This is a genomic window from Bradyrhizobium sp. 197 (assembly GCF_023073375.1).
GTDB lineage: Bacteria > Pseudomonadota > Alphaproteobacteria > Rhizobiales > Xanthobacteraceae > Bradyrhizobium.
In genome coordinates this window covers 414,477-439,914 of sequence record NZ_JADPJJ010000030.1, presented here as the reverse complement: position 1 = coordinate 439,914, position 25,438 = coordinate 414,477, and the positions used below count along the sequence as shown (strand labels likewise).

Genomic DNA, 25,438 nt, shown 5'->3' with positions numbered 1-25,438 from the left:
ACGGGATCAACCCGGTTCGGCCCTTTCAGGGAGGGCCAGCGTGCCGCTGGAAGCTGTGGAGGCGAGACGGCTTTATCGCCAGGTCGCCGATCAATTGCGAAGCCTGATCGACAGCGGTGAATACGCGGTCGGCAGCCGCTTGCCGACCGAGCGCGAGCTCGCCGAGCAGCTCAAGATCTCGCGGCCGACCGTGCGCGAAGCCCTGATCGCGCTCGAGGTCGAAGGCCGCCTCCGCATCCGTGTCGGCTCCGGCATCTACGTGATCGAGCCCGCCGCCGTTGCGGCGCCCGCGCCTGCTTCCGTCATCGAGGGCCCGTTCGAGCTGCTGCGCGCCCGCGAATTCCTGGAGAGCGCCATCGCCGAAGAAGCCGCGCGCGTGGCGACGAAGGGCGACATTGCCCGCATCGATGCGTCCCTTGTCGCGATGGAAAATGTAGAGCACCCCGGCGAAGCCTCGATGGTCCACGACCGCGCCTTCCACGTCGCGATCGCCGGAAGCCTCGGCAATGCCGTCCTCGTGCGCGTGGTCGGCGAGCTGTTCGACCAACGCCTCAATCCCTATTTCGCGCAGCTTGCGCATTATTTCGAGAGCCCCGGCACCTGGCGCACTGCGCTCGACGAGCATCACGCGGTGCGCGATGCGATCGCGGCGCATGATCCCGGGGCCGCGCGCGATGCGATGCGCGATCATCTTGCGCGATCCCAGGAGCGCTTTGCGCAGAACTTTGGCGCCGAGAACGCGGCAGGAGCGTCGTCCGGGCGCGCGGCGCAATCGACGGCAAAGCCGTCAAAACCGGAACATGCGCCGAAGAAGAAACGGGCTGCGAGCAGCAGCGCGCGGCGGCGATGAGATTGAGCGGTCCGCATCCAGGTCGGGGCGGGCGGACAAGAAGCAGACTTAGAAGATGGAGGAAAAATCAGTGTTGAAAAAGATGACAACGGTGCTGGCGGTCTCGGCCGCGGCCATGTTTGCTACGACCAATGCCGGCATGGCGCAGACCAAGCTCAAATGGGCGCATGTCTATGAGACGTCGGAGCCGTTCCATACCGCCTCGGTCTGGGCTGCGCAGGAGATCGGAAAGCGCACCAACGGGCGTTATGCGATCGACGTCTATCCGGCGTCGCAGCTCGGCAAGGAAGCCGACATCAACCAGGGCCTCTCGCTCGGCTCGGTCGACATCATCATTTCCGGATCGAGCTTCGCGGCCAAGAGCTTTCCGCCGATTGGCGTGACCTACTATCCTTACACCTTCCGCGACGCCGACCATCTGCTCGCCTACACCAAGAGCGACATCTTCAAGGAGCTCACCAAGGGCTATGAGGACAAGAGCGGCCACCACATCATCGCGGTGACCTATTACGGAGTGCGCCAGACTTCGTCGAACAAGCCGATCAAGACCTGTGCCGACCTCAAGGGCCTGAAGATGCGCGTGCCCGACGTTCCGGCCTATCTGGCGATGCCGCGCGCCTGTGGCGCCAACACTGCGCCGATCGCGTTCGCGGAAGTCTATCTCGCGCTCCAGAACGGCACGGTCGAGGCCCAGGAGAACCCGCTGACCACAATCGAGGCCAAGAAGTTCTACGAGGTGCAGAAGCACATCGTGCTGACCGGCCACATCGTCGATCACCTCAACACGGTAGTGGCCGGCGCGCTCTGGAAGAAGCTCAGCGACGAGGACAGGAAGATCTTCACGGACGTGGCGCAGGAAGCCGCCGCCAAGGCGACCGAGGAGATCAAGCAGAACGAAGCCAAGCTGGTCGCCTTCTTCAAGGAGAAGGGCCTGACCGTGACCGACGTCGACAAGAAAGAGTTCCGCGACACCGTGCTGAAGAACGTCGCGTTCGAGACCTTCGGCTATCGCAAGGCCGACTGGGAGCGGATCCAGGACGTGAAATAACAATAGGTCGTCATTCCGGGCGCGCGCTTCGCGAGGCCCGGAATGACGCTCGGTACTTTTGAGGAGTAACCCCATGTCCACAGTCGAAACGCACCGGCAGATCACCGGGGACGAGATCGCCCACACCTTCGAGGAGGAGGCGGCACCCAAGGTCGATCTCGGCGTCTACGCTTTCGAGGACTGGGTCGCGCTGGCGATCTTCTGGGTGATGGCGCTCGCGGTCTTCCTCCAGTTCTTCACCCGCTACGTGCTCAACGACAGCTACGCCTGGACCGAGGAGATTGCGACCTACTGCCTGATCGGCGTGGTCTTCATCGGCTCCTCGATGTGCGTGCGGCTGTCGCGGCACATCCAGGTCGATCTCGTCTACCGCTATTTGCCGCACCTCGTGGCGCGCGCGCTGTCGACGGTGATCGACCTGATTCGGATCGCTTTCTTCGGCTACGCCATCAAGCTGGTCTGGGTCTACATCCAGATCATCGGCGACGAGTCCATGACCACGATCAATTTTCCCAAGGACTACGTCTACTACGCGGTGCTGCTCGGCTTCGTGCTGATGTTCGTGCGGTCGTTGCAGGTCGCAGTGCAGCATCTGCGACAGGGCTATTCGATCCTCGAACGTCCCGGCGCCTACGACGGTTTTGAAGGGTAGTTCCATGTTGCTGTTGCTTGGAGGCTTTCTCATCCTGATGCTGCTCGGCGTTCCCGTGGCGATCGCCATGGCCGCGTCGTCGCTGCTCTACATCCTGGTCAGCGGCGTGACGCCCGACGTCACGCTGGCGCAGCGCATGATCGCCGGCGTCGAGAGCTTTCCGCTGCTGGCCGTGCCGTTCTTTATCCTGGCCGGCAATCTCATGAACATCGCCGGCGTCACCGGGCGCATCTACAAGTTCGCCGTCGCGCTGGTCGGCTGGATGCGCGGCGGTCTCGGCCACGTCAACATCATCGGCTCGGTGATCTTCTCCGGCATGTCCGGCACCGCGATCGCGGATGCCGCCGGCCTCGGCACCATCGAGATCAAGGCGATGAAGGACCACGGCTATTCCACGGAATTCTCCGTCGGCGTCACCGCGGCCTCGGCGACGCTCGGGCCCATCATCCCGCCGTCGCTGCCGTTCGTGATCTACGGCATGATGGCGAATGTCTCGATCGGCGCGCTGTTTCTGGGAGGCGTCATTCCAGGCGTCGTCCTGACGCTGCTGATGATGGCCACCGTCACCTATTTCGCGCACAAGAACAAATGGGGCAGCGATACGCCGTTCTCCTGGCCGCAATTGGGATCGGCGGGGCTCGAGATCGTCGTCGTACTGAGCTTTCCGATGGCTGTCTGGCTGCTGACAGTCGCCGGTCTCTCCACCAATTGGGCGGTTGGGCTTGGCCTGGTCGTGCTGCTCGCGATCGACTGGTACTTCGACTTCTCGGCGGTGATGGCGCTGATGGCGCCGGTGATCCTGATCGGTGGCATGACGCTCGGCTGGTTCACGCCGACGGAAGCCGCGGTCGCCGCCGTGATCTGGTCGCTGTTTCTCGGCCTGGTGCGCTACCGCACCATGACGATGAAGACGGTCGCGAAAGCGACCTTCGACACCATCGAGACCACGGCGTCGGTGCTGTTCATCGTCACGGCAGCCTCGATCTTCGCCTGGTTACTCACGGTGTCGCAGGCGGCCCAGATGCTGTCGGACTGGATGCTCAGCATTACCCACAACAAATGGGTGTTCCTGGCACTCGCCAACGTCCTGATCCTGTTCGTCGGTTGCTTCATCGACACCACGGCAGCGATCACCATTTTGGTGCCGATCCTGCTGCCGATCGTGCTCAAGCTCGGCATCGACCCGATCCATTTCGGTCTGATCATGACGTTGAACCTGATGATCGGCCTGCTGCATCCGCCGCTCGGCATGGTCCTCTTCGTGCTCGCCCGCGTGGCAAAGCTCTCGGTCGAGCGCACGACGATTGCGATCCTGCCATGGCTGGTGCCGCTGATGGTTGCGCTGATCGCAATCACCTACATTCCTGAATTGACCCTCTGGCTGCCGAAATACATGGGACTTTCCAAATGACATCCACTTCTCTCGCCGCAACCCTGTTCGGTCCCGAAGATCTGCGCATGATCGAGCATCCGCTCGACAAGCTCGCTGATGGCATGGTGCGCATCCGCTTCGGCGCCGGCGGCATCTGTGGCTCGGACATGCATTATTTCCGTCATGCCCGGACCGGCGATTTCGTGGTGAAGTCGCCGCTGGTGCTCGGCCACGAGATCTCCGGCGAGGTCGTGGAGATCTCGGGCGCCGCGGCGAACCTGAAGGCCGGCGACCGCGTCGCCATCAACCCGTCGCGCTGGTGCGGCCATTGCGTCGCTTGCCGCGAAGGCCGGCAGAACCTTTGCGAAAATATCTACTTCATGGGCTCGGCCTCGAAGACGCCGCACATGCAGGGCGGTTTTGCCGATTACTTCGATGCGATCCCGGCGCAATGCGTGAAGATCCCCGATCACGTGTCCTATCAGGCCGCGGCGCTGGCCGAGCCGCTCGCGGTCTGCCTGCACGCGGTCGCGCGTGCCGGCAACATCGAAGGCAAGCGCGGCATCATCTTCGGTGCCGGCCCGATCGGGCTTCTGACCATGCTCGCCGCGCGCCGCGCCGGCATGACCGATATCACGGTTGCCGACATCGCGCCGGCGCCGCTCGCCTTTGCAAGCCGCCTCGGCGCCTCTCACGTCGAAAACGTCGCGGGCGGTGAGGAAGGCCTGAAGGCACAAGCCGCGTCGCGTCTCTACGATGTCGCCTTCGAGGTCTCGGGCACGGCTGCTGGCCTCGCCAGCGCGATCGGCATCGTCAGGCGCGGCGGCATTGTCGTGCAGATCGGCAACCTTCCGGGCGGCCAGATTCCAGCGCCGGCCAATGCGGTGATGGCGAAGGAGATCGACCTGCGCGGCTCGTTCCGCTTCGGGCTCGAGTTCATGACCGCGGTGGAACTGATTTCTGCCGGCAGCGTCGACGTGCTGTCACTGGTCACCGCCGAGCGGCCGCTATCTACCGCGCCGGAGGCGCTGCGGCTGGCGCTCGACCGCTCGCAGAGCGTCAAGGTCGTACTGACCGCGAATTGATCGGAGAAAAGGGCATGATGCTAGAGGGATGGCGCTGGTACGGGCCCGATGATCCCGTCTCGCTGGATGACGTCAGGCAGGCCGGCGCGACCGATATCGTCTCGGCGCTGCATCAGGTGCCGATCGGCGAGGCCTGGACACTCAAGGCGGTCGAGGAGCGCAAGAACTTCATCGAGCGCGGCCAGCCGAGCCGCTCGCAACTGAGCTGGTCGGTGGTGGAATCGATTCCAATCCCCGACGACGTCAAGCGTCTTGGCGCCAAGGCGACGCACTCGATCGAGACGTGGATCGCGAGCCTGGAGGCGGTAGCCGCCGCCGGTATCAAGATCATCTGCTACAATTTCATGCCGGTGGTCGACTGGTGCCGCACCGATCTCGAATGGGAGCTGCCGAACGGCGCCCAGGCCATGCGCTTTGACCAGGACCGCTTTGCCGCGTTCGAGCTGCACATCCTCAAGCGTCCCGCGGCGTTTCAGGAATACTCACCCGAGCAGCAGGCCCGCGCGAAAAAGCTGTTCGACCAGATGAGCCAGGCCGACATCGACTATCTCGTCATGGTGATCGCCAGCGCGTTGCCGGGGTCGACCACCGAGCCGATGACGATCCCGCAATTCCGCGATCGACTCGAAACATATCGCGACATCACGCCGAAAATCCTGCGGCAACATCTTGCCGAATTTTTGGGCCGCGTCACGCCCGTCGCCGAGCAGCTCGGGGTCTCGTTGACACTGCATCCCGACGATCCGCCGCGCCCGCTGTTCGGCCTGCCGCGCATTGCCTCGTCCGCCGATGACTATCAGGCGCTGTTCGATGCCGTTCCGTCCAAGGCCAACGGCATCTGCCTGTGCACGGGTTCGCTCGGCGTGCGCGCCGAGAACAACCTCCCCGCAATGGCCGAGCGCTTCGGCCCGCGCGTCGCATTTGCACATCTGCGCGCGACCAAGCGCGAGGCCGATGGCCTGTCGTTCTACGAGTCCGATCACCTCGACGGCGATGTCGACATGATCGCGGTGCTGAAGGCGCTCCTGAAGGAGAACGCGCGGCGTTCGCCCGACAAGAGAATCGTGTTCCGGCCTGACCACGGCCACCGCATGCTCGACGATCTCGCGGCCACCAAGCGCACCAATCCCGGCTACACCGCGATCGGCCGCCTCCGCGGCCTCGCCGAGCTCCGCGGCGCGATCCGCGCGATCGAGCATCAATAGCAGGCAGCTGCGCCGAGCTTCGGATCGAGCCGGCCGATCATTGGCGCGGCGCTCGATCATGGCCGCCGCGTCCTCGCGAATGGGCGGATGTGCAAAGACCAGGGGCGGGCATGACGCCTGCGCAGGGTGCGAAAAGCCATTCGATCTTGCGCGCCCTGCCGGCCTGTCCTACGCCAGCTCTGAACAAGATTTTCGCGAAGCCATGAAGCGCATCGCCAAAGCCTCGAGGGAGCCGTCATGACCATTCGCAACACCCGCACCGGGGGCCAGATCCTGATCGATCAGCTGGTCGCGCAAGGCGTCGAGCGCGTCACCTGCGTGCCGGGCGAGAGCTACCTCGCGGCGCTCGATGCGCTGCATGACAGCCCGATCGACGTCATGATCTGCCGCGCCGAGGGCGGCGCCGCGATGATGGCGGAGGCCTACGGCAAGCTCACGGGCCGCCCCGGAATCTGCTTCGTCACCCGCGGCCCCGGCGCCACCAACGCCAGCCACGGCGTCCATATCGCGATGCAGGATTCGACGCCGATGATCCTGTTCGTCGGCCAGGTCGACACCGGCATGCGCGAGCGCGAGGCGTTCCAGGAGCTCGACTACAAGGCTGTGTTCGGCACCATGGCAAAATGGGCGGTCGAGATCGATCGTCCCGACCGCATTCCGGAGCTGGTCGCGCGCGCCTTCCGCGTCGCCATGCAGGGCCGTCCCGGTCCCGTCGTTATCTCGCTGCCCGAGAACATGCTGACCGAGACCGCGGCCGTTGCGGACGCGATGCGTATCGAGCCGGCGGTGAGCTGGCCCGCGCCTTCTGATATCGAGCGCGTTGGCGCCATGCTTGCCAGCGCCAAGGCGCCGCTCGTCATTCTCGGCGGTTCGCGCTGGACAGACGAGGCGACCAAGAGCATCGCGCGGTTTGCCGAGCGGTTCGACTTGCCGGTCGCGACCTCGTTCCGCCGAGCGTCGCTGATCGACGCGGACCATTCGCACTATGCCGGCGACCTTGGCATTGGGCCGAGCCCGGGGCTGAAGGCGCGCATCGACGGCGCCGATGTCATTCTGCTCATCGGCGGCCGCATGTCGGAAATGCCGTCCTCGTCCTACACACTGTTCGATATTCCGACCCCGCAACAGAAGCTGATCCACGTGCATCCGGGCTCGGAAGAGCTCGGCCGCGTCTATCAGCCGGAGCTGGCGATCCAGGCGACGCCCGCCGCGTTCGCCGAAGCGGTCGAGACGCTAAAGCCCGCCGGGGCGCTCGCATGGAAGGGTGAAGCGGCCAAGGCGCATGCCGATTATCTGGCCTGGACCGACAAAGCGCGCGAGCTGCCCGGCACGTTCCAGTACGGCCAGGTCATGACCTGGCTACGCGACCGACTGCCGAAGGACGCGATCGTCTGCAACGGCGCCGGCAACTATGCTGGCTGGATCCACCGCCATCACCGCTTCCACAGCTTTGCGGCCCAGCTTGCGCCGACCTCAGGCTCGATGGGCTATGGGGTGCCGGCGGCGGTGCTCGCCAAGCGGCAATATCCAGATCGCACCGTGATCGCCTTCGCGGGCGACGGCTGCTTCCTGATGAACGGCCAGGAGTTCGCGACCGCCGTGCAATACGACGCGCCGCTCGTCGTCATCGTCGTCGACAATTCGCAATACGGCACCATCCGCATGCACCAGGAGCGCGACTATCCCGGCCGCATAGTCGGCACCCAGCTGAAGAACCCGGATTTTGCGATGTACGCAAAAGCGTTCGGCGGCCATGGCGAGCGCGTCGAGCGTACCGAAGAGTTCGCGCCGGCCTTCGAGCGTGCGCTCGCCTCGGGCAAGCCGTCGATCCTCCACTGCATCATCGATCCGCGCGCGATGTCGGTCGGCAAGGACTTTGCCCCTGCGGTGAAGGCTTAAGCCATGTCCAAGGGCCGCCACGTCGCCATCATCGGTGCCGGCGCGGTCGGCGTGATCAGCGCCATCGAAGCGCTGCGCGAGGGACATCGCGTCACGCTGATCGACGCAGGCGCGCCCGGTGGCGAACAGGCGGCGAGCTATGGCAACGCCGGCTGGCTCTCCTCGCATTCGGTGATCCCGCCGGCCGAGCCCGGCGTCTGGAAGAAGGTGCCGTTCTATCTGATGGACCCGCTCGGGCCGCTCGCGATCCGCTGGTCTTACTTGCCGAAGGCGTTGCCTTGGCTGATTAGATATCTGCTCTCGGGCTGGACCGAGGCACGCGTCGAGAAGACGGCCTTTGCGCTACGCGACCTCCTGAAGGACGCGCCGCTGTTGCACAGGAAGCTCGCGGAGGAGGCGGGCGTTCCTGAGCTGGTCGAACGCAACGGCGTGATGCATGTGTTTCCGTCACGCGGGAACTTCGACAACGATCTCGGCTGGCGCCTGCGCGGAAAAGTCGGCGTCGAATGGATGGAGCTTAACGCCGACGAGATTCGTCAGCGCGAGCCGGATCTGCATCCGCGCTACACCTTCGGCGTGGTGGTGGAAGAGGCCGGGCGCTGCCGCGATCCCGGTGCCTATGTCGCAGCCCTCGCGCAACATGCGCTGGCAAGTGGCGCGCAGCTTGTGCGGGCCAAGGCGACGGGGCTCAAGCTTTCCGGCAACAAGCTCGTTGCAGTGATCACCGAGACCGGCGAGATTCCCTGCGATGCCGCGGTGATTGCCGCCGGCGCGCATTCGAAGCGGCTCACCGCATCCATTGGTGATCCGCTGCCGCTGGAGACCGAGCGCGGCTATCACGTCATGATCGAGAATCCGGAATCGGGCCCGCGCAGCTCGATGATGGCATCGGATGCGAAGATGGTAGTGAACTGGACCGACAAGGGTTTGCGCGCCGCCGGCACGGTCGAGATCGCCGGCCTCGAGGCCGAACCGAACTGGAAGCGCGCCGAGATCCTGCGCGACAACCTCCTCGGCATGTTCCCGAAACTGCCGACGGACATTCCGTCTTCCCGTATCAAGACCTGGTTTGGCCATCGGCCGAGCATGCCGGACGGACGTCCCTGCATCGGCTACGCGCGCGCCTCGCGCGACATCGTCTATGCCTTCGGCCACGGCCATATCGGCCTGGTCGGTTCGGCCCGCACCGGCCGTCTCGTCGCCCAGCTTCTGAGCGGCAAGCCGCCGGAGATTCCGCTCGCACCGTTCGCACCTGATCGTTTTCTCTGAGATCGCACCATGACCACTTCAGCCAACTCGTCCTCCCGTATCACCCGTGGCGGCAAGGCCATCTACGGCGCGCCGCTCGGCATCTTGATGCTGGAGGCACGCTTTCCTCGCATTCCCGGCGACATGGGCAACGGCACCACCTGGCCTTTCCCCGTGCTCTATCGCGTGGTGAGCGGCGCTTCGCCGGAGAAGGTGGTGCTGAAAGGCGCCGCCGGTTTGCTGCCTGATTTCATCGATGCGGCGAAGGATCTGGTGCGGCTCGGGGCCGAAGCCATCACCACCAATTGCGGCTTCCTCTCGCTGTTCCAGAAGGAGATCGCAGCCGCGGCCGGCGTTCCCGTCGCGACCTCGTCACTGATGCAGGTGCCGTGGGTGCAGGCGACCTTGCCGCCGGGCAAGCGCGTCGGTCTCGTCACGGTCTCCGGCTCGACCTTGACGCCGGCCCATCTCGAAGGCGCCGGCGTGCCGCTCGACACGCCGCTGGTGGGGACCGAGCACGGCAAGGAATTCTTCCGCGTTCTGATCAAGGCCGAGAAGGACGACATGGACATCGCGCAGGCGGAGCGCGACGTGGTCGAGGCCGGTAGGGAGCTGGTCGCCAAGAATCCGGATGTCGGCGCCATCGTGCTCGAATGCACCAACATGCCGCCCTACGCGGCCGCGCTTCAGGCCGAGGTCGGACTGCCCGTCTATGATATCTATTCCATGATTACGTGGTTTCATGCCGGACTGCGGCCGCGCCGGTTTGGCTAGAGGTCGAGAAGCTGCCTATCGACCGTATCACCTCCGCGATCAAGGAAGGCTAAGCGCAGATCATCCCGCTTTTGCTGCAGCTATACAATCCCTCGATATCTGGTTGTGCCAGACGGTCTGAGCCTCCCTATCAGAACATCGCTAGCATGCTTCCGAAATTCAAGGAGACACGCGGTGCACAGCCCTCAGACCAATCTCGAAACGCGCGCCGGCGATGACTGGCCGTCCGAGCTCTACCGCATCCTGAAAGCCGCCGACGTGCGGCAGATGTCCTATGTGCCCGATGCCGGCCACAGCCAGCTCATCCGCCTGTTCTCAGCCGACTGCGACGTCACCACCAACGTGCTGACGACGGAGGAAGAGGGCATCGCCATTGCCGCGGGCGCCTGGCTCGGCGGGCAGCGCAGCGTGCTGCTGATGCAGTCGAGCGGGGTCGGCAATTGCATCAACATGCTGTCGTTGTCGGCGATCGGACGCTTTCCACTGCTGATGCTGGTGACGATGCGCGGCGAATGGGCCGAGTTCAATCCCTGGCAGGTGCCAATGAGCCGGGCGACGCAGCCCTCGCTGGAGGCGATCGGCCTGAAGGTGATGCGTTCGGAGACGCCGGAGGATCTGGTCGAGACGGTCGAATCGGCCGCAGCGCTCGCCTACCAATCCGATCAGCAGGTCGCAGTCCTGATCGGGCAACGTCTGATCGGCAAGAAGAAGTGGTGATGCCAATGCAAGCTCAACTCGACCGCCGTGCCGCCGTGGCCGCACTCCTGAAGAATCGCAAGGACACGCTGGTCGTCTCCGGCCTGGGCTCGCCGACCTACGACCTTCATTCGGTCGGCGACCACAACGGCAATTTTTATCTCTGGGGCGCCATGGGCGGCGCCGCGCTGATCGGGCTTGGCCTCGCTCAGGCCCAGCCGGCAATGCGCGTGCTGGCCCTCACTGGCGATGGCGAGCAGCTCATGGGCCTCGGCGGTCTCGCCACCATCGGCGTCGCGCGCCCGCGCAATCTCGACATCGTCGTGATCGACAACCAGCATTTTGGCGAGACCGGAATGCAGGCGAGCCACACCGGGCGCGGGGTCGATCTCACCGCCATCGCTACGGCCTGCGGCTTTGTTGCGACCGGGACGGTGCGGACGCTCGAGGAAGTGGAGCGTCTCACGCGGCAGATCGCCGAGCCGGCTGATGGTCCGCGGCTTTTTGTCATCAAGGTTCTGGCCGAAAATCCGCCACGATCGCTGCCCTCGCGCGATGCCGTCTTTATCAAGAACCGGTTCCGTGCTCATCTGGGTTTCGCGGCTGCGTAAGCCGGGTCTCACCCGGCAACAGCTTGCCTCAAGCAGCTATTCTGGAGTGAGACCATGAAACTAACCGGCAAGGTCGCCGCCATCACCGGCGCGGCGCGCGGCATCGGCAAGGCTTGCGCGAAACGATTCCTGGACGACGGCGTCAAAATCGTCATCTCGGATGTCGATGCCGATGGCCTTGCCGCGACGGCTGCCGAACTGGGGCGGCCGGACGCCTTGCGCACCATCGTCGGCAACGTTGCCAGGCGCGCTGACGTCGACAAGCTCGTGGCCACCGCCGTGAAGGAGTTCGGCCGGCTGGACGTCATGGTCAACAACGCCGGCGTTGCCCGCAACCAGGACATTCTGGAGATATCCGAACAGGATTTCGACGACGTCATCGCCATCAACTTGAAGGGGGCGTTCTTCGGGGTCCAGGCGGCGGCCAAGCAGATGATCGCGCAAGGCGGCGGCGGGGTGATCATCAACATGTCTTCGGTCAACGCACTGCTGGCGATCCCGACGCTCGCGACCTACGCCATCTCCAAGGGCGGCATGAAGCAGCTAACGAGTGTCGCCGCCGTCGCGCTTGCCCCGCACAACATCCGCGTCGTCGCGGTCGGACCGGGTACGATTCTGACCGACATGGTGGCGTCCGCCATCTACACATCCGAAGATGCCCGCAAGACCGTGCTGTCGCGCACGCCGGCGGGCCGCGGCGGCGAGCCGGGCGAGGTGGCTTCCGTCGTGGCGTTCCTGGCGAGCGACGATGCGTCCTACATCACTGGGCAGACCATCTACCCAGACGGCGGCCGGCTGATCCTGAACTATACGGTGCCGGTGAAGTAGATCACTCCGCCGCAACCGTCATCCCGTGGCCCAGCCGTTTCGAAATGCTGCCGGCACAGTCGCGCAAGGCATGGGCGGTCGGGCTGTCCCAGCGCGCATCAAAAGTGCCTTCCGGTCCCATTGCAGTGATGACCAGGGCGACGTGGCCGGAATGATCGAATACGGGCGCGGAGAATGCGTTGACGCCGGGCAGGGGATCGCCGAGCGCGCGGGCGAGGCCGTGCTTGCGGACCTCTGTGAGCATCTCAGTGACCTTCGCGCCTTTCACCGCGCGCTTCGGATTATATCCGACGCCGTGGCGATCGAGGCCGCTTTCGAGTGCGGCGTTGATTGTCTTCTCCGGCAGGAAGGCCGCAAAGGCCCGCCCTGTAGCGGTCTCCAGCAGCGCCATCACCGAGCCGGCCCGCATCACGATGTGCACGGGCTGGCCAGGCTCTTCGAGCTGCACCACGGTCGGGCCGTGCGTGCCCCAGACCGCCAGCGAGACCGCGTGCCCAATATGACTTGCGAGCGCCGCGATCTTCGGCCTCGCGATGCGTACGCCGGACAGGCGGCGCAGGCTGATCAGGCCGAGCTCCAGCGCCAGTGCGCCGATCTCGTAGCGGCCAGTGGTCTCGTCCTGCTCGATCAGCCCGATGCGGGAGAAGCTGGCCAGATAAGGATGCGCCTTGGCCGGCGTCATACCGGCCTCGCGCGCGAGATCGCGCAGCATCATCGGCTCACCGCATCTCGCCAGCGCGCGGAGCAATTCTCCGCCGACCTCGATCGACTGGATGCCGCGGCTTTCTCTCTTCATGCGCCTCCTGGCGTGTGGCTTACGCCGCGTCGCGCTTGGTGGCGCGGTCGGCGAGATGACGGCCGGCAATGTAGCCGAAGGTCAGCGCCGGCCCAAGCGTAATGCCGGCACCGGGATAATTGCCGCCCATGATGCTCGCCATGTCGTTGCCAGCGGCATAGAGCCCGGGAATCACCCGTCCCTCCGCATCGAGCGCTCGCGCGTTCTCGTCAGTGACGATGCCGGCATAGGTGCCGAGATCGCCGACCACCATCTTGATCGCGTAGAACGGGCCGTTCTCGATCGGCGCGACGCAGGGGTTCGGGCCGTGCAGCGCATCGCCCTGGTAGCGGTTATAGGCCTTTGATCCCTTGCCGAAGGCCGCGTCATGACCTAGTGGTGCGGTCGCATTGAACTGCTTGACGGTCTCGGTGAACGCGGTGGCATCAATACCCGCTTTTGCCGCAAGCGCCTCCAGCGTCTCGCCGCGCAAGAGATAACCCGTGTTGAGGTGATGTCCTGTTGGCATCGGGAACGGCGGCACGCAGCCGAGGCCGTATTTGCGCAGGGTCGGGTGATCGCAGACGAGGTACGCCGCGATCTCCTCGCCGGGCTTCGCCGCCTTGACCATGGCCTGGACGAAGTCGTGATAGGAATTGCCCTCGTTGGCAAAGCGCTTGCCGTCGCGCATCACCGCGATCACGCCGGGTTTTGCGCGGTCGATGAAATGCGGCATCACGCCGTTTGAACCGTCCTTGCGCTTGGTGACCGAGACCGGGACCCAGGCTGCCGCGTTCGGCAGGCGGTCCTCGACATGCCCGCCGGCGCTTTCCGCAAGGCGCAGGCCGTCGCCGGTGTTGCCGGTCGGTCCCGGCGAAAAATGCTCGTTGCCGGTCGGCGCGTGCGGAAACATCTTCTTGCGCCGTTCCACATCGTGCGGGAAACCGCCGCAGGCGAGCACGACGCCTTGTCTGGCACGAATGCGGACGTCGCGTCCCTCGCGGGCGACAATGGCGCCGGTGACAGTGCCGTTCTCGACCGTCAGCTCACGCACTGGCGAGGACAGCCACATCGGAATCTTTAGGTCTTGCGCGGATTTTGCCAGGCGCCCGGCGAGCGCATTGCCGTTGGTCAGGGTCATGCCGCGGCCGTAGCGCAGCACGTCCATCAAATGGCGCGACAGGCGCTTTGCGACATAGACGGCCGAGGTCAGCGACTTCGTCGCGCGCATGAAATGGACGATGTCCTTGCCGGATCCGAGCATCATGCCGAATACGGTCAGCTCCGGCAGGGGCATGCCGAGGGTCTTGATCTGGTCGCCGAGCTCGCGGCCGTCGAACGGGCGCGCCACCATCGAACGGCCACCCTGGGTGCCTCCGGGCGCCTCGGCGTGGTAGTCCGGGAATACCAGCGGCATGTCGAAGCGGAGTGCGGTCTTGCTGGTGAAGAAACCGACCGCCTCGGGCCCGGCGCTCAGGAATGCATCGACGCGCGCGGCGTCATAATTGTTGCCGGCTTCGTGCCGCAGATAGGTGCGGGCCTGCTCCGGCGTCTCCTCGATGCCGTAAGCCTTCGCCAGCGACGTGCCGGGAATCCACAACCAACCGCCGGAGCGGGCGGTGGTGCCGCCGAAGCGTGGCTCCTTCTCGACGATCAGGACGTCGAGGCCGCGACAGCGCGCGGTGATCGCGGCCGACATCCCGGATGCGCCAGATCCGGCCACGAGCACATCGCACTCGTAAGTCTCAATTGCGTTGCGCTCGTTGCCGGTCATGCGGGCCTCACTTCTTGAGCAGCGGACATTTGGATTCGGAGACCGGGCGGAAGGCGTCCTCGCCCTTCACCGTCTTGATGATCTCCAGGTAATCCCACGGTTCCTTGGACTGCTCGGGTGTTTTCACCTTGGCGAGATACATGTCGCGAATGACGCGGCCGTCCTCGCGCAAGCGTCCGCCATGAACGAATGTATCCTCGATTGGCAGTTCGCGCATCTTGGCCATCGCCTTTGCGGGGTCATCGGTGCCGGCAGCCTTGATGGCCTTGAGATAATGCAACACCGAGCCGTAGACGCCGGTCTGGATCATGGTCGGCATCACCTTGGTGCGCTCGTAGAATTTCCGCGACCATGCGCGGGTCGCCTCGTCCATGTTCCAATACGACGCCGTGGTCATGTAGGTGCCCTGCGCGGATTTGAGGCCGATCGCATGCACGTCGGTGTCGAACATCAAGAGGCCGACCAGCTTCTGGCCGCCCTGGACCAGGCCGAACTCGCCGGACTGCTTGATGGCGTTGTCGGTGTCCTGGCCGGCATTGGCGAAGGCCACCACATCGGCCTTCGAGCTTTGCGCCTGCAGCGCGAAGGAGGAGAAGTCCGCCGTGTTGGTCGGGTGCTTCACGCCGCCCAAAACCTTGCCGCCCATCTCGTTGATGAAGCGCGTGGCGTCCTTCTCGAGCTGTTGGCCAAAGGCGTAGTCCGCGGTGATGAAGTACCAGGATTTTCCGCCTTCCTTGATCACCGCGGAGGCCGTCACCTTGGACAGCGCATAGGTGTCATAGGTGAAGTGCACGGTGTTCGGGCTGCACAGCTCGTCGGTCAGCGAGCTCGCGCCGGGGCCGGAGAGCAGCGCGATCTTGTTGCGCTCGCGCACCATGTTGTGCACGGCGATCGCGATGCCGGAATTGGGGATGTCGACGACGGCATCGACCTTGCCGTTGTCGAACCAGCCGCGCACGATCTGCACGCCGACGTCGGTCTTCATCTGATGGTCGGCGCTGATGATCTCGATCGGCTTGCCGAGCACGGTGGGCCCGAATTCCTCCACCGCCATCTTCGCGGCTTCGACCGAGCCAGGCCCGCTGTTGTCGCGGCCCCAGCTCGATAGATCCGTGAGCACGCCGATCCGCACCGCGTCGTCGGAGACTTGCGCGGTCGCGACGGTGGTCATGGCAGCCGAAGACATGGCCGCGAGCATGGCGCAGGCCAAAAACCCTCTCATCGTCATTCCCTCTCTTTTATGGGCCGCTTGGCGCGGCTGGTTGTTCTGGAGTTAATTAGATAATGACGAACCAATTTGTCAATGACGAATAGCGGTCCTGGGGTGGGTTCCGCTGTCCCGCGGACGGCGCCGCCAAAGTGAGCGCGCAACTGCTCCCACACCCGTCATTGCGAGCGGAGCGAAGCAATCCAGAATCCTTCCGCGGGGGCACTCTGCATTGCTTCGTCGCAAGGGCTCCTCGCAATGACGGGTGTTGAAGCAGCGACGCGCAAAATTTCGCACCGTAATCCCCGGGCAAGCCAACACGCCCGCAGGTTGCAACCGCCATTATGATTGGCCATGATGCCGCCCGGGAATTTTGGGGCGCATGGCATGACGGCAGCATCGGGGGTCTCCGCGGCGGCGGAGAAATCGACGACGGCGCATGTGGTGTGGGCGAGCGCGCTCGGCACCGCGATCGAGTGGTACGACTTCCTGATCTACGGCACGGCCGCCGCCCTCGTGTTCAACAAGTTGTTCTTCCCGAGCTTCGATCCCTTCGTCGGCACGCTGGCGGCGTTCTCGACCTATGCGGTCGGCTTTGTGGCGCGGCCGATCGGCGGCGCGATCATCGGGCATTATGGCGACCGGCTCGGCCGCAAGAAGATGTTGGTCGCGACCATGATCGCGATGGGGCTCGGCACGTTCCTGATCGGCTGCCTGCCGACCTACAGCCAGATCGGCGTCTGGGCGCCGATCTTCCTCGTCATCTTGCGCTTCATCCAGGGCATCGGGCTCGGTGGCGAGTGGAGCGGCGCGGTGGTCATGGTGGCCGAGCACGCCGGCAATCGCCGCGGTTTCTATGGCAGTCTGGTGCAGATCGGTTTTCCCGTCGGCGTCGCCGCCTCCACCGGCATTTTTGGTCTGATGACGAAACTGCCCGAAGCCGATTTCCTCAGTTGGGGCTGGCGCGTGCCGTTCCTGATCAGCATCCTGCTCGTCGGGGTCGGCTTCATCGTGCGGCTGAAACTCGCGGAGACGCCGCACTTCAAGGAGGTGGTCGAGCGCAAGGAGGTGCTGGCACAGCCGGTGATGGAAGTCCTGCGCCGCGACTGGCGTAGTTTCCTGCTCGCGATCGGCATCACCGTCTCTGAAGTCGGGCTCGCTTATCTCCTCACCGTCTTCACCGTGGTCTATGCCACGACGCAGCTCGGCCTGCCGCGGCAGGTGATCCTGGATGCGGTGGTCTATGCCGCGCTGGTCGAGCTCGCGACGCTGCCGCTCGCCGGCTGGTTGTCCGACATCTTCGGCCGCAAGGCACTGTATCTCGCCGGCGGCGCGTTCACGGTGGCGCTGGCGTTTCCGTTGTTCTGGTTCCTCGACACCAGGGAGCCGGCGCTGATCACGCTCGCGCTCGTCGTCACGATGACCCTGACGCATGCGCTGCTGTTCGGGCCGAAGGCCGCCTTCATGCCGGAGCTGTTCCGCACCCAGGTGCGCTACAGCGGTGCGTCGCTGGGGGCCAACGTCGCGGCCGCGCTCAGTGGCGGCTTCTCGCCGCTGATTGCGACGGCACTGCTCGCATGGGCCGGCTCGTACTGGGCGGTGTCAGTCTACATCATCGGGCTCTCGATCATCACGATCATCGCAACGCTGATGGCGCCGGAGACCGCGCGGAGCTCGCTGAGATCCTGAGGGCGGCTAACGGCAGGCAGGATTCGCGACTGCTGGAAATACCAGGAAGGTGATGGTCGCTGGCGCAAGCCGGATCGTGCCCGCCGATGCTGCGCGCGGCTCAAGCCGGGGTAGCTCGTCATCGGCATTCAGCGCGAGCGACTTGCCGTTCAGCTGCACGGTCGCGTCTTGCAGCCGCTTCGCATGCAACGTGTAACGCTCGGCGGGATGTGACAGCGTCAGGGTGGATGATGCATGCCGCGACGCGTTGATCGCGAGCACGGACACCGCGCCCCGCATGGCCGGGTGGCAATGCGCATAGAGATGGAGATCTGGCGCGGCGACGGAGCTCGTGTCGAGTACGACCGTTCCCATCAGCCGGTGCCAGAGCAGCGCAGCCCAGTAGTTCGGCCGCGGACGGAACGTCCCTTCGTCGAGCAGGCCGTAGTCGCTGGCGGCCAGCGTGTTGTGCATCACGACCTGGACGCCAGCTCTTGCCAGCCGTCCGAGCTGGTCGAGATAGCGGAATGCGTCGCGAAAAGTCTTGTCCCAGCGATTGCCTCCGCAGGCTGCATCCGCGGTCTCCGTCAGCCAGATCGGTTTGCCCGGCTCGAATATGTCGCGCAGCGCGCTGTAGATCGCGAGACTCGCGTCGGTGCGCGCCAGCCATTGCTCCGAAAGCGCCTGCGCCGGATCGTCACTGCCGCCGCAGCGCGGCGAGAGCGTGTTGTAGTGATGATAGGAGAAGCGATCGAGACCGGGGCCAGATGCGGCGAGCAGGTCGCGCGTGGCGATTCCGGACCCGGATGGCGACGGCGCATCGCCGATTGAACCCGGACCGACGATCAGCGTCTCAGGCGCCGCCCGTTGCATCCATTCGCGAAAAATCCTGAAGTCGCGGCCATAAGCCTTCGCATCATATCGAGGCGGCGCGCCGTTCGTCGCGGCGAGGTTTGGTTCGTTCATGAATTCCACCGCCGCGATGTGGCCGCCCAGCGAACGCGTCGTGTCGATCAGGTGCTCCGCCTGATCGGTCTTCCACGCGCCATCCGCATCGCGGCTGCCCGGACTGATCGCAAAGGAGGTGACAATCTGCGCATCAACCGCGCGGGCGAAGTCGATAACGCCACGCCATGGCGCGCGGCTGAGCACGGTGTTGAAGCCGGCAGGCGGTGCCGCCGGCGCGTCGTCGCCGTCCGCGAAATAGGTTGCATTCGCCCAGGTGCCGCTCACGCGCAGATAGGCCGGCGCCAAGGCGGCGGCGAGCTTGCGGAGACGCCGGTTGGCAAGATCGATTGGCGGCCTGTCGCTGTAGCCATCACGCTGCATCTGATGTTGCGCATAAGGTCTCCAAAAGCGACCGCCGGTCACCTCGACCATCTCGACATTGTAGGATTGAAAGCGCGCGTCGATGATGTCGATCACCGTCATGCGCGACGGTGCGATCACAGGCTCGCTTGCACTTGCCGCGCGACTTATCGCAGCGACGAGCAATGCGGCGCCGATCACGCGCGCGATGCGCAGGCGGCTGTGTCGCTCCATTGCCGGCCTTGTATACACGTCCTGACGCCTTCTTATGCTAGGCGAGCCATTAACCGCTTTTATGCGGCGAATTTTTACTTCCAATTTTACTTCGCAACATCCCGCCCATAGCCTCGCCCGCAATTGATCAGATCCGCAGCCGGTCAATGGCGATCGGTGCGCAGCAGTCATTGTAGCCAACGAGGGTTGCCATGCTTGACGGGACGAAGTGACATCCGCTGCCAATCCGGCGGGGGCGAACGACAAATCGACAAAAAAGCTGAGCCGGCGCACGCTGTTGAAGGGGGCGGGCGCAGCCGCAGGAGCGGACGCGATCCGCGGCTTCCCGACCGATGCGCCAGCGCAGGTTTGCACGCTCCAGCGTATCAATGGCGTAATCGCGATAGAGGCGCTCCTAGTGGGCGGCGGATTGCTCGCCGGTCATCCAGACCAACTGCTCGCGCCGCACCACCTGGCCGCCGGTGTGGACGGCTGGGTGAGGCCCCGCCGCCGCACGCGACCTGTTCTCATCAATTAGAGGACGTGCCAGTCCAGTGTTGCTGGCATACTGAATATTGATTATCAGGTGGGCCGGCGCGCATGATGCGCCCAACGAACATAAAAAGGGAGCACAAAACATGAAAGAGATCTCAGCAACGCGACGAGAGCTGCTCGCAATTGCCGCGGTGGCAAGTGCTGCTTCAATCGCGGAAGTTGCGCCGGCTGCGGCGCAGGCCGGGCAAAGGCCGATCTTTCCGGTGCCGATGGTCACCATCCCGATCGTCGGCGAGACCAGCGTGTTCCAGGTCCGCCGCATCTACTGCATCGGGCGTAACTATGCGGCGCACGCGATCGAGCGGGGTTCGGATCCGAGCCGCGAGCCGCCGTTCTTCTTCCAGAAACCGACCGACGCGATCCAGAACGTCGCGATCGGCGAGGTCGCGGATCATCCCTATCCGTCGCTGACCAAGAACTATCATCACGAGGTCGAGCTGGTCGCTGCGCTGAAATCCGGCGGCAGCAACATTCCGGCCGAGAAGGCGCTCGATCATGTCTATGGCTACGCGCTCGGCCTCGACATGACCCGGCGCGATCTCCAGAACGGCATGGCCGCGGAGAAGAAGCCCTGGGAGATCGGCAAGAGCTTTGACCACGCTGCGGTGATCGGCCCGATCCATCCGGCCAGCAAGACCGGCCATTTCGAGAAGGGCGCCATTTCACTGGCGATCAACGGGACGGTGAAGCAGAGCTCGGATCTCAGCAAGATGATCTGGAGTGTCGCCGAGCAGATCGCAAAGCTATCGGAAGCGTTCGAGCTCAAGGCCGGCGACATCATCTATTCCGGCACGCCGGAGAATGTCGGCCCCGTGGTGAAGGGCGACGTGCTGCTGTGCAAGCTCGACGGCTTGCCGGACATGTCGATCAAGATCGCCTGACTGATCCAGCCCGGGTCGGGAGTGCAATATGTTGGGTTATGCCGTAGTCGTCATGTTGGGGTTGGCCTTCGCTGTCACCGGCGCTGTAACGGGGAATGCTGAAGGCGCGAGCGACATCGCGCCGACGGGAGCGTTGCGCGTGGCGGTGGCCGTCGGCCCCGCCGCGTCGGCGTTCTGGACGACGCGTGATCCCGCAGACGGAAAGCCGCGCGGCGTCACCGTAGAACTCGCCAAGGCTGCCGCCGACAAGTTGCACGTTCCTCTGCATCTGGTCGAATACCAGAGCTCCGACGAGATCGCCGCCGCCAGCAGCAAGGACGTCTGGGATCTCTCCTTCATGCCGGCCGACGTCAAGCGCGAGCAGTTCGTGGATCAGGGCCCAGCTTACGTCGCCCTATATGAGCGGCTATCTCATTCGCGCCGGTTCGGACATCCGCGCCGTTGCGGATGTTGATCGTGCGGGAATGCGGGTCGGTTGCATCGAGGGGACCTCGACGTCGCGGACGGTCGAGAAGTCGCTGAAGCAGGCGAAGCTGACGAAGTTCGTGAAGCCGGAACAGGCGGCCGAATTAATCGGCAAGGGGGAGCTGGATGCCCTCGCGATGGGTATGGGGGCGTTGGAAGACCTCTCGCGTAAGCTGCCGGGAACGAAGGTGCTGGACGAGGTGATCCAGTCGACCGGCGTGGTCGTGGTCGTGCCCAAGGGCAAGGCGGTGGCGAAGGCCTGGGCCGCGCATTTCCTGGATGAGGCCAAGTCGGATGGCACGGTGCGCCGCGCGCTCGACGGCAACGGATTTACCAGCGACAAGGTCGCGCCGTAGTTGCCGATCTGCCTCCGCTGGGACCACAATCTGAAGGCAGAGGCCTTTGAATTGCCGGAGTTCCATCGGCGATTGCCCTGTGTTGGGCAACGAACAAACCTCGTGCAGCCATATTTAAGTATGAGTCACTCCCGTGAGGGAGGCGCTCCGATGAACAAAGCTCTGATCACTGCCGTCGTGATGCTGGCTAGCGTGCCTGCAAGCGCCGCCGCGCAGGAGCGCGCTGGTGCTGCGGCGTTGGGAGCCGTGTCAGGCGCCGTCGTGCTGGGTCCGATCGGTGCCGTCGCGGGCGCGGTGGTCGGTTATACCGCCGGACCTGCAATCGCCCGGTCCTGGGGCGTGAGAGGTTCACGCTCGGCGAGACATCGGCAACCGCCGCGTCGCGAGGCGTACCGCGCGGCGGCGACCGGGGGTCCGCCGCGCACACGCGAGTCGATGGATGCCAATGGCCAGATGAGAGCTGCCAGCAATCCGCCGGTTCAAGCCGCGCCTGCGGTGCAGCCTGTTCAAGCTGCTCCTGTGGTGCCCGCGCAGACCACGACGCCGCCGGTTCAAGGATTCGACTGAGGTCAGCTTACGCCGCCGCCTTCGGCCGCAGCCGATCGACGGTCCGTGCGATCAGCGCCGCGACTTCCCCGACCTTCGGCCCGATCCGGAACTCAGGGCCGGCGACGACGACCGAGAGTCTGCGATCGCTGATCGGCAGCGGGATCGCGGCGCCCGCGAGGTCGCGGCTATAGTCGGCGAAGCTCTGGCAGTAACCGCGCGCGATCGAATTGCGCAGCTCGGTCTCGACCGCGTCTATGCTGATCGGCGTTGACGGACCGTACTGCTTGAATTCGATCTTGCGATAGACGGAGTCGCGCTCCTCCGGCGAATATTGCAGAAGCAGGGCGCGGCCGCTGGCGGTGGCGTGAATCGGCACGCGGTGGCCGATGGTCGCGAAATAGCGGATCGCGGCCTGGGACTCGACGACGTCAATGAACACGGCCATCACGCCGGCCGGCGCCACGATGGAGGCGGTCTCGCCGGTCTCGGCCGAGAGGTCGGCGATCAGCGTATGTGTCCACGGCGGCAGCGGCTCGACCTCGGAGATCATCCGCGCCATCGCCAGCCAGCGCGGCGTCGGGTAGAAGCCGGCCCGCGGCCGCGGTTCGTAGAGATAGCCTTTCCCCGACAGCGTCGCGAGCAGGTTGAAAGTCGACGAGCGCGGCCAGCCGAAATGATCGGCGATCTCGGCAAGCGTCGCCGGCTTCCTCGTTTGCGCGAAGAACTCCATGATCTCCAGGACGTTTGCGGCTTGGCGAACGATCATGGTGAGGCTTGCATCCTGATCTAGGGCTGGCCGAGGATTTTCTTCGCGGCGCGAAGATGCGGCTTGTCGATCATCTGGCCGTCGAGACGCAGAGTACCGGAGTTCGGATTGTTCGCGAATGCCGCGATCACCTTCTCTGCCCAATTACGCTCGGCCTCGGTCGGCTCGAACGCCGCGTTGACGACGTCGACATGCTTTGGATGGATCAGCGCCTTCGCCGAAAAACCGTCGCGCCGCGCGGCGCGCGTTTCCTGCTCGAGTCCTGCCAGATTGTCGATGTCGGTATAGACGGTGTCGATCGGCGCGACTTCGGCCGCCGCCGCCGCCATCAGACAGAGATCGCGTGCCAGACGATAAGGGCTGTGGAACACGCCACCTGACGCCTTTTCAGTAGCGCCGAGCGAAGCGGAGAGATCTTCCGCGCCCCACATCAAGCCGGCAAGGCGCGCGGAGCAGCCCTTGTAGCTGCCCAGCCCGAAGATCGAGCCGGCGGTTTCGGTCGCGACGCAGACGATGCGCGTCGTGCCGACCGCGATGCCGGCCGCAGCCTCCAAGGCTTCGAGCCAGGTTGCGACCTGGCGCACGTCGTCGCCGCCTTGCGATTTCGGCAGCACGATGCCGTCGGGCTTGCCTGGCATCACCGCGGCGAGGTCGGCGAGCGTCATGCCGGTGTCGAGCGCGTTGACGCGGACATAGAGTTGATGCGGCTTGCTGCGGCCCTTCAGCATTGCCAGCGTCAACCCGCGCGCTTCCGGCTTCTTGTCGGTGACGACAGAGTCCTCGAGATCGATGATCAACGCGTCGGCGCTGCCTTCGCTGGCCTTCTCGAATTTTCGCAGGGAGTCGCCCGGCACGAACAGCATCGAACGCATCAGACCGGCCTCTTGTGCATCATCGCCATGCGGCGGCATTTACCGACGATCTCGTCGTTCTGGTTCAAGGCGTGGTGCTCGAACTCGACGATGCCCGCCTTGGGGCGCGATTTGGATTCCCGCAACGAAAGCACCTTTGTCGTCGCCCGCAAAGTGTCGCCATGGAAGACCGGCTTTGGAAAAGTGACGTCGGTCATGCCGAGATTGGCGACGGTGGTGCCCATGGTCGTATCATAGACCGTCATGCCGATCATGATGCCGAGGGTGTAAAGGCTGTTGAAAATGCGCTGGCCGAACTCGGTCTGGGCCGAAAAATGCGCGTCGATGTGCAGCGGCTGCGGGTTGAGCGTCAGCAGGCTGAACATGGTGTTGTCCATCTCCGTGACGGTCCGGCTCAGGGGATGCCTGAACTCCTGGCCCACGGAAAAATCCTCGAAATAGAGTCCGGCCATCGTGGTTTCCTCCCTGTGTCTCGATTTTTGCCGGCGCCCGCTGCTTATGGCGGCGCCGCCAGGTGAACGGCTTTCTGCTCTGCAAGCTGCTCGATCTCGTCCGCCGTGAAGCCGGCTTCGGCCAGGATGTCGCGGCCGTGCTGGCCGAGTGTCGGCGCGGGGCCGGCGGGCTCGGGCTGGGTCACGCTCCAGGTCGAGGGCACGCGCATCTGGCGGATGCGGCCTTCCACGGGGTGATCTACAGTCTGGAAGAAGTCGATCGCATTGAGATGCGGATCGTCCAAAATCGTCTCCAGCGTGTGCATCGGCATCACCGGAATGTCGGCGCGCTCCAGCAGCTCGCGCCATTCCGCGGTGGTGCGCGTGACGAAGATGTGGCCGATCTCCTCGTAGATATCGTCAATATGATTCGTGCGCGCAGCGTGGTTGGCAAAACGCGGCTGATCGAGGAAATGCGGTTGCCCGATCGCCTCGAAGAAGTTGCGCCAGTGCTTGTCGTTGTAGATGAGGACGCAGAGATAGCCGTCGCTGGTCTTGTAGGGTTTTCGATAGCGCGAGAGCAGGCGGGCGTAGCCGCCGTGGTCGAGCGGCGGATCGTAGGTCAGTCCGCCCAGATGATCGACCAGCACGAACTCCGTCATGGACTCGAACATCGGCACGTCGATGCGTTGGCCGATGCCGGTGCGCTGCTGGTGCATCAGTCCGCCCATGATGGCATTGACCATCATCAGTCCGACGATGCGGTCGGCGATGGTGACGGGAACGTAACGCGGCGTGCCGTCGCCGGCGGCCGCGAGAAGTGTCGGAATGGTGGCCGCGCCCTGAATGAGATCGTCATAGGCGGGCTTGGCGGCATAGGGGCCGGACTGGCCGTAGCCGAACGCGCCGACATAGACGAGGGAAGGGTTGATCTCGCGAAGCGTCTCGTAGTCGAGGCCGAGCCGCGTCATCGCCTGCGGGCGCACACTATAGACCAGCGCGTTGGCACGCTTCGCCAGTCGCAGCAGTGTGGCGCGCCCTTCCTTCTTCTTGAGGTCGAGGACGATGCTGCGCTTGCCGCGGTTGGCGTTGAGAAACATCCCGCCCATGCCGGGTGTGCGGCCGGGACCGATCTGGCGAACGATGTCGCCCTCGGGGCTCTCGACCTTGATGATTTCAGCGCCCATGTCCGCCAGCACTTGGGTGCCATAGGGGCCCATCAGCACGGAAGTCAGGTCGAGAATAGTGAAGCCGGCGAGCGGTCCCATAGGGCCTCGTTCATTGCATTCATATACGTGGAGTTAGAATTCATAAATCTCCGGTGTCAATTCGAAGAACTCTCGGCTCGGC

At 64.5% G+C, this 25,438-nt stretch carries 26 protein-coding genes; 18 read left to right on the top strand and 8 right to left on the bottom strand.

All coding sequences use genetic code 11. The features are described from left to right. The first annotated feature begins 40 nt into the window (after positions 1 to 40). The 12 genes from IVB27_RS08555 (at position 41) to IVB27_RS08500 (ending at position 12,268) form a co-directional block, all read left to right on the top strand. Positions 41 to 850 carry a FadR/GntR family transcriptional regulator gene (locus tag IVB27_RS08555; protein WP_247442896.1) on the top strand — a complete coding sequence of 270 codons (810 nt, stop codon included), beginning with the start codon at positions 41 to 43 and terminating at the stop codon, positions 848 to 850. Positions 851 to 905: 55 nt separating this feature from the next. Then, positions 906 to 1,898: a sialic acid TRAP transporter substrate-binding protein SiaP gene (locus IVB27_RS08550; protein ID WP_247442894.1), complete on the top strand. Its 993-nt coding sequence runs from the start codon at positions 906 to 908 to the stop codon at positions 1,896 to 1,898. 73 nt (positions 1,899 to 1,971) lie between these two features. After that, positions 1,972 to 2,550, top strand: coding sequence for a TRAP transporter small permease (locus tag IVB27_RS08545; protein WP_247350768.1), 579 nt, complete (start codon positions 1,972 to 1,974; stop codon positions 2,548 to 2,550). 4 nt (positions 2,551 to 2,554) lie between these two features. Then, a complete protein-coding gene (locus tag IVB27_RS08540; RefSeq protein ID WP_247442893.1) occupies positions 2,555 to 3,961 on the top strand; it encodes a TRAP transporter large permease in 1,407 nt (468 codons plus the stop codon). Continuing rightward, complete coding sequence (locus tag IVB27_RS08535; RefSeq protein WP_247442892.1) at positions 3,958 to 5,007, top strand: L-idonate 5-dehydrogenase; 1,050 nt, start codon at positions 3,958 to 3,960, stop codon at positions 5,005 to 5,007. The genes IVB27_RS08540 and IVB27_RS08535 overlap by 4 nt, the downstream gene beginning before the upstream one ends. Before the next feature lie 14 nt (positions 5,008 to 5,021). Then, positions 5,022 to 6,212 carry a mannonate dehydratase gene (uxuA, locus tag IVB27_RS08530; protein ID WP_247442891.1) on the top strand — a complete coding sequence of 397 codons (1,191 nt, stop codon included), beginning with the start codon at positions 5,022 to 5,024 and terminating at the stop codon, positions 6,210 to 6,212. A 237-nt stretch (positions 6,213 to 6,449) separates the two neighbouring features. Then, complete coding sequence (locus tag IVB27_RS08525; protein WP_247442886.1) at positions 6,450 to 8,111, top strand: thiamine pyrophosphate-binding protein; 1,662 nt, start codon at positions 6,450 to 6,452, stop codon at positions 8,109 to 8,111. A 3-nt stretch (positions 8,112 to 8,114) separates the two neighbouring features. Next, positions 8,115 to 9,380, top strand: coding sequence for an NAD(P)/FAD-dependent oxidoreductase (locus IVB27_RS08520; RefSeq protein WP_247442885.1), 1,266 nt, complete (start codon positions 8,115 to 8,117; stop codon positions 9,378 to 9,380). Positions 9,381 to 9,389: 9 nt separating this feature from the next. Next, the gene (locus IVB27_RS08515) at positions 9,390 to 10,133 is read left to right on the top strand and encodes an aspartate/glutamate racemase family protein (RefSeq protein ID WP_247442884.1); all 744 of its coding nucleotides are present in this window, start codon (positions 9,390 to 9,392) and stop codon (positions 10,131 to 10,133) included. A gap of 174 nt (positions 10,134 to 10,307) precedes the next feature. Beyond that, complete coding sequence (locus tag IVB27_RS08510) at positions 10,308 to 10,850, top strand: thiamine pyrophosphate-binding protein (RefSeq protein ID WP_247442883.1); 543 nt, start codon at positions 10,308 to 10,310, stop codon at positions 10,848 to 10,850. Beyond that, on the top strand, positions 10,850 to 11,440 hold the full coding sequence (locus tag IVB27_RS08505) for a thiamine pyrophosphate-dependent enzyme (RefSeq protein ID WP_247442882.1): 591 nt from the start codon (positions 10,850 to 10,852) through the stop codon (positions 11,438 to 11,440). Before IVB27_RS08510 ends, IVB27_RS08505 begins: the two co-directional genes overlap by 1 nt. 54 nt (positions 11,441 to 11,494) lie before the next feature. Continuing rightward, a complete protein-coding gene (locus IVB27_RS08500) occupies positions 11,495 to 12,268 on the top strand; it encodes an SDR family NAD(P)-dependent oxidoreductase (protein ID WP_247442880.1) in 774 nt (257 codons plus the stop codon). Position 12,269: 1 nt separating this feature from the next. On the opposite strand, the gene IVB27_RS08495 is transcribed toward IVB27_RS08500, so the two are convergent. The 3 genes from IVB27_RS08495 to IVB27_RS08485 are packed head-to-tail and all read right to left on the bottom strand — an operon-like array spanning position 12,270 to position 16,039. Then, positions 12,270 to 13,064 carry an IclR family transcriptional regulator gene (locus tag IVB27_RS08495; RefSeq protein WP_247442875.1) on the bottom strand — a complete coding sequence of 265 codons (795 nt, stop codon included), beginning with the start codon at positions 13,062 to 13,064 and terminating at the stop codon, positions 12,270 to 12,272. 19 nt (positions 13,065 to 13,083) lie between these two features. Then, complete coding sequence (locus IVB27_RS08490) at positions 13,084 to 14,817, bottom strand: FAD-dependent oxidoreductase (protein WP_247442873.1); 1,734 nt, start codon at positions 14,815 to 14,817, stop codon at positions 13,084 to 13,086. A gap of 7 nt (positions 14,818 to 14,824) precedes the next feature. Continuing rightward, positions 14,825 to 16,039, bottom strand: coding sequence for an ABC transporter substrate-binding protein (locus IVB27_RS08485; RefSeq protein ID WP_247442872.1), 1,215 nt, complete (start codon positions 16,037 to 16,039; stop codon positions 14,825 to 14,827). A gap of 372 nt (positions 16,040 to 16,411) precedes the next feature. Here IVB27_RS08485 and IVB27_RS08480 point away from each other — a divergent pair, with 372 nt between their 5' ends. Next, positions 16,412 to 17,713, top strand: a complete 1,302-nt coding sequence (locus IVB27_RS08480) for an MFS transporter (protein ID WP_247442871.1) — start codon at positions 16,412 to 16,414, stop codon at positions 17,711 to 17,713. A 6-nt stretch (positions 17,714 to 17,719) separates the two neighbouring features. Here the strand turns inward: IVB27_RS08480 and IVB27_RS08475 are convergent, their stop codons facing one another. Beyond that, complete coding sequence (locus IVB27_RS08475) at positions 17,720 to 19,234, bottom strand: glycosyl hydrolase family 79 N-terminal domain-containing protein (protein WP_247442867.1); 1,515 nt, start codon at positions 19,232 to 19,234, stop codon at positions 17,720 to 17,722. 208 nt (positions 19,235 to 19,442) lie between these two features. On the opposite strand from IVB27_RS08475, the gene IVB27_RS08470 reads away from it, so the two are divergent. The 5 genes from IVB27_RS08470 to IVB27_RS08455 all read left to right on the top strand — a co-directional run bounded on the left by IVB27_RS08470 (position 19,443) and on the right by IVB27_RS08455 (position 22,037). Further along, positions 19,443 to 19,751 carry a hypothetical protein gene (locus tag IVB27_RS08470; protein WP_247442866.1) on the top strand — a complete coding sequence of 103 codons (309 nt, stop codon included), beginning with the start codon at positions 19,443 to 19,445 and terminating at the stop codon, positions 19,749 to 19,751. A 100-nt stretch (positions 19,752 to 19,851) separates the two neighbouring features. After that, positions 19,852 to 20,649 (top strand): fumarylacetoacetate hydrolase family protein, encoded by a 798-nt coding sequence (locus IVB27_RS08465; protein WP_247442865.1) that lies wholly within the window; start codon positions 19,852 to 19,854, stop codon positions 20,647 to 20,649. 28 nt (positions 20,650 to 20,677) lie between these two features. Next, positions 20,678 to 21,103, top strand: a complete 426-nt coding sequence (locus tag IVB27_RS42860) for a type 2 periplasmic-binding domain-containing protein (protein ID WP_253075536.1) — start codon at positions 20,678 to 20,680, stop codon at positions 21,101 to 21,103. Then, positions 21,048 to 21,470, top strand: coding sequence for a type 2 periplasmic-binding domain-containing protein (locus IVB27_RS42855; protein ID WP_253075535.1), 423 nt, complete (start codon positions 21,048 to 21,050; stop codon positions 21,468 to 21,470). The genes IVB27_RS42860 and IVB27_RS42855 overlap by 56 nt, the downstream gene beginning before the upstream one ends. 150 nt (positions 21,471 to 21,620) lie before the next feature. Next, positions 21,621 to 22,037 (top strand): hypothetical protein, encoded by a 417-nt coding sequence (locus IVB27_RS08455; protein WP_247350800.1) that lies wholly within the window; start codon positions 21,621 to 21,623, stop codon positions 22,035 to 22,037. A 7-nt stretch (positions 22,038 to 22,044) separates the two neighbouring features. Here the strand turns inward: IVB27_RS08455 and IVB27_RS08450 are convergent, their stop codons facing one another. Genes IVB27_RS08450 through IVB27_RS08435 form a run of 4 tightly spaced genes read right to left on the bottom strand, consistent with a single transcriptional unit; the run spans position 22,045 to position 25,356 of the window. Continuing rightward, the gene (locus IVB27_RS08450; protein ID WP_247442864.1) at positions 22,045 to 22,785 is read right to left on the bottom strand and encodes an IclR family transcriptional regulator; all 741 of its coding nucleotides are present in this window, start codon (positions 22,783 to 22,785) and stop codon (positions 22,045 to 22,047) included. Between the two features lie 20 nt (positions 22,786 to 22,805). Further along, complete coding sequence (locus tag IVB27_RS08445; RefSeq protein ID WP_247442863.1) at positions 22,806 to 23,657, bottom strand: HpcH/HpaI aldolase/citrate lyase family protein; 852 nt, start codon at positions 23,655 to 23,657, stop codon at positions 22,806 to 22,808. Then, on the bottom strand, positions 23,657 to 24,157 hold the full coding sequence (locus IVB27_RS08440; protein WP_345946846.1) for a MaoC family dehydratase: 501 nt from the start codon (positions 24,155 to 24,157) through the stop codon (positions 23,657 to 23,659). Before IVB27_RS08440 ends, IVB27_RS08445 begins: the two co-directional genes overlap by 1 nt. Continuing rightward, the gene (locus IVB27_RS08435; RefSeq protein WP_247442859.1) at positions 24,154 to 25,356 is read right to left on the bottom strand and encodes a CaiB/BaiF CoA transferase family protein; all 1,203 of its coding nucleotides are present in this window, start codon (positions 25,354 to 25,356) and stop codon (positions 24,154 to 24,156) included. Before IVB27_RS08435 ends, IVB27_RS08440 begins: the two co-directional genes overlap by 4 nt. Positions 25,357 to 25,438: the final 82 nt, after the last annotated feature.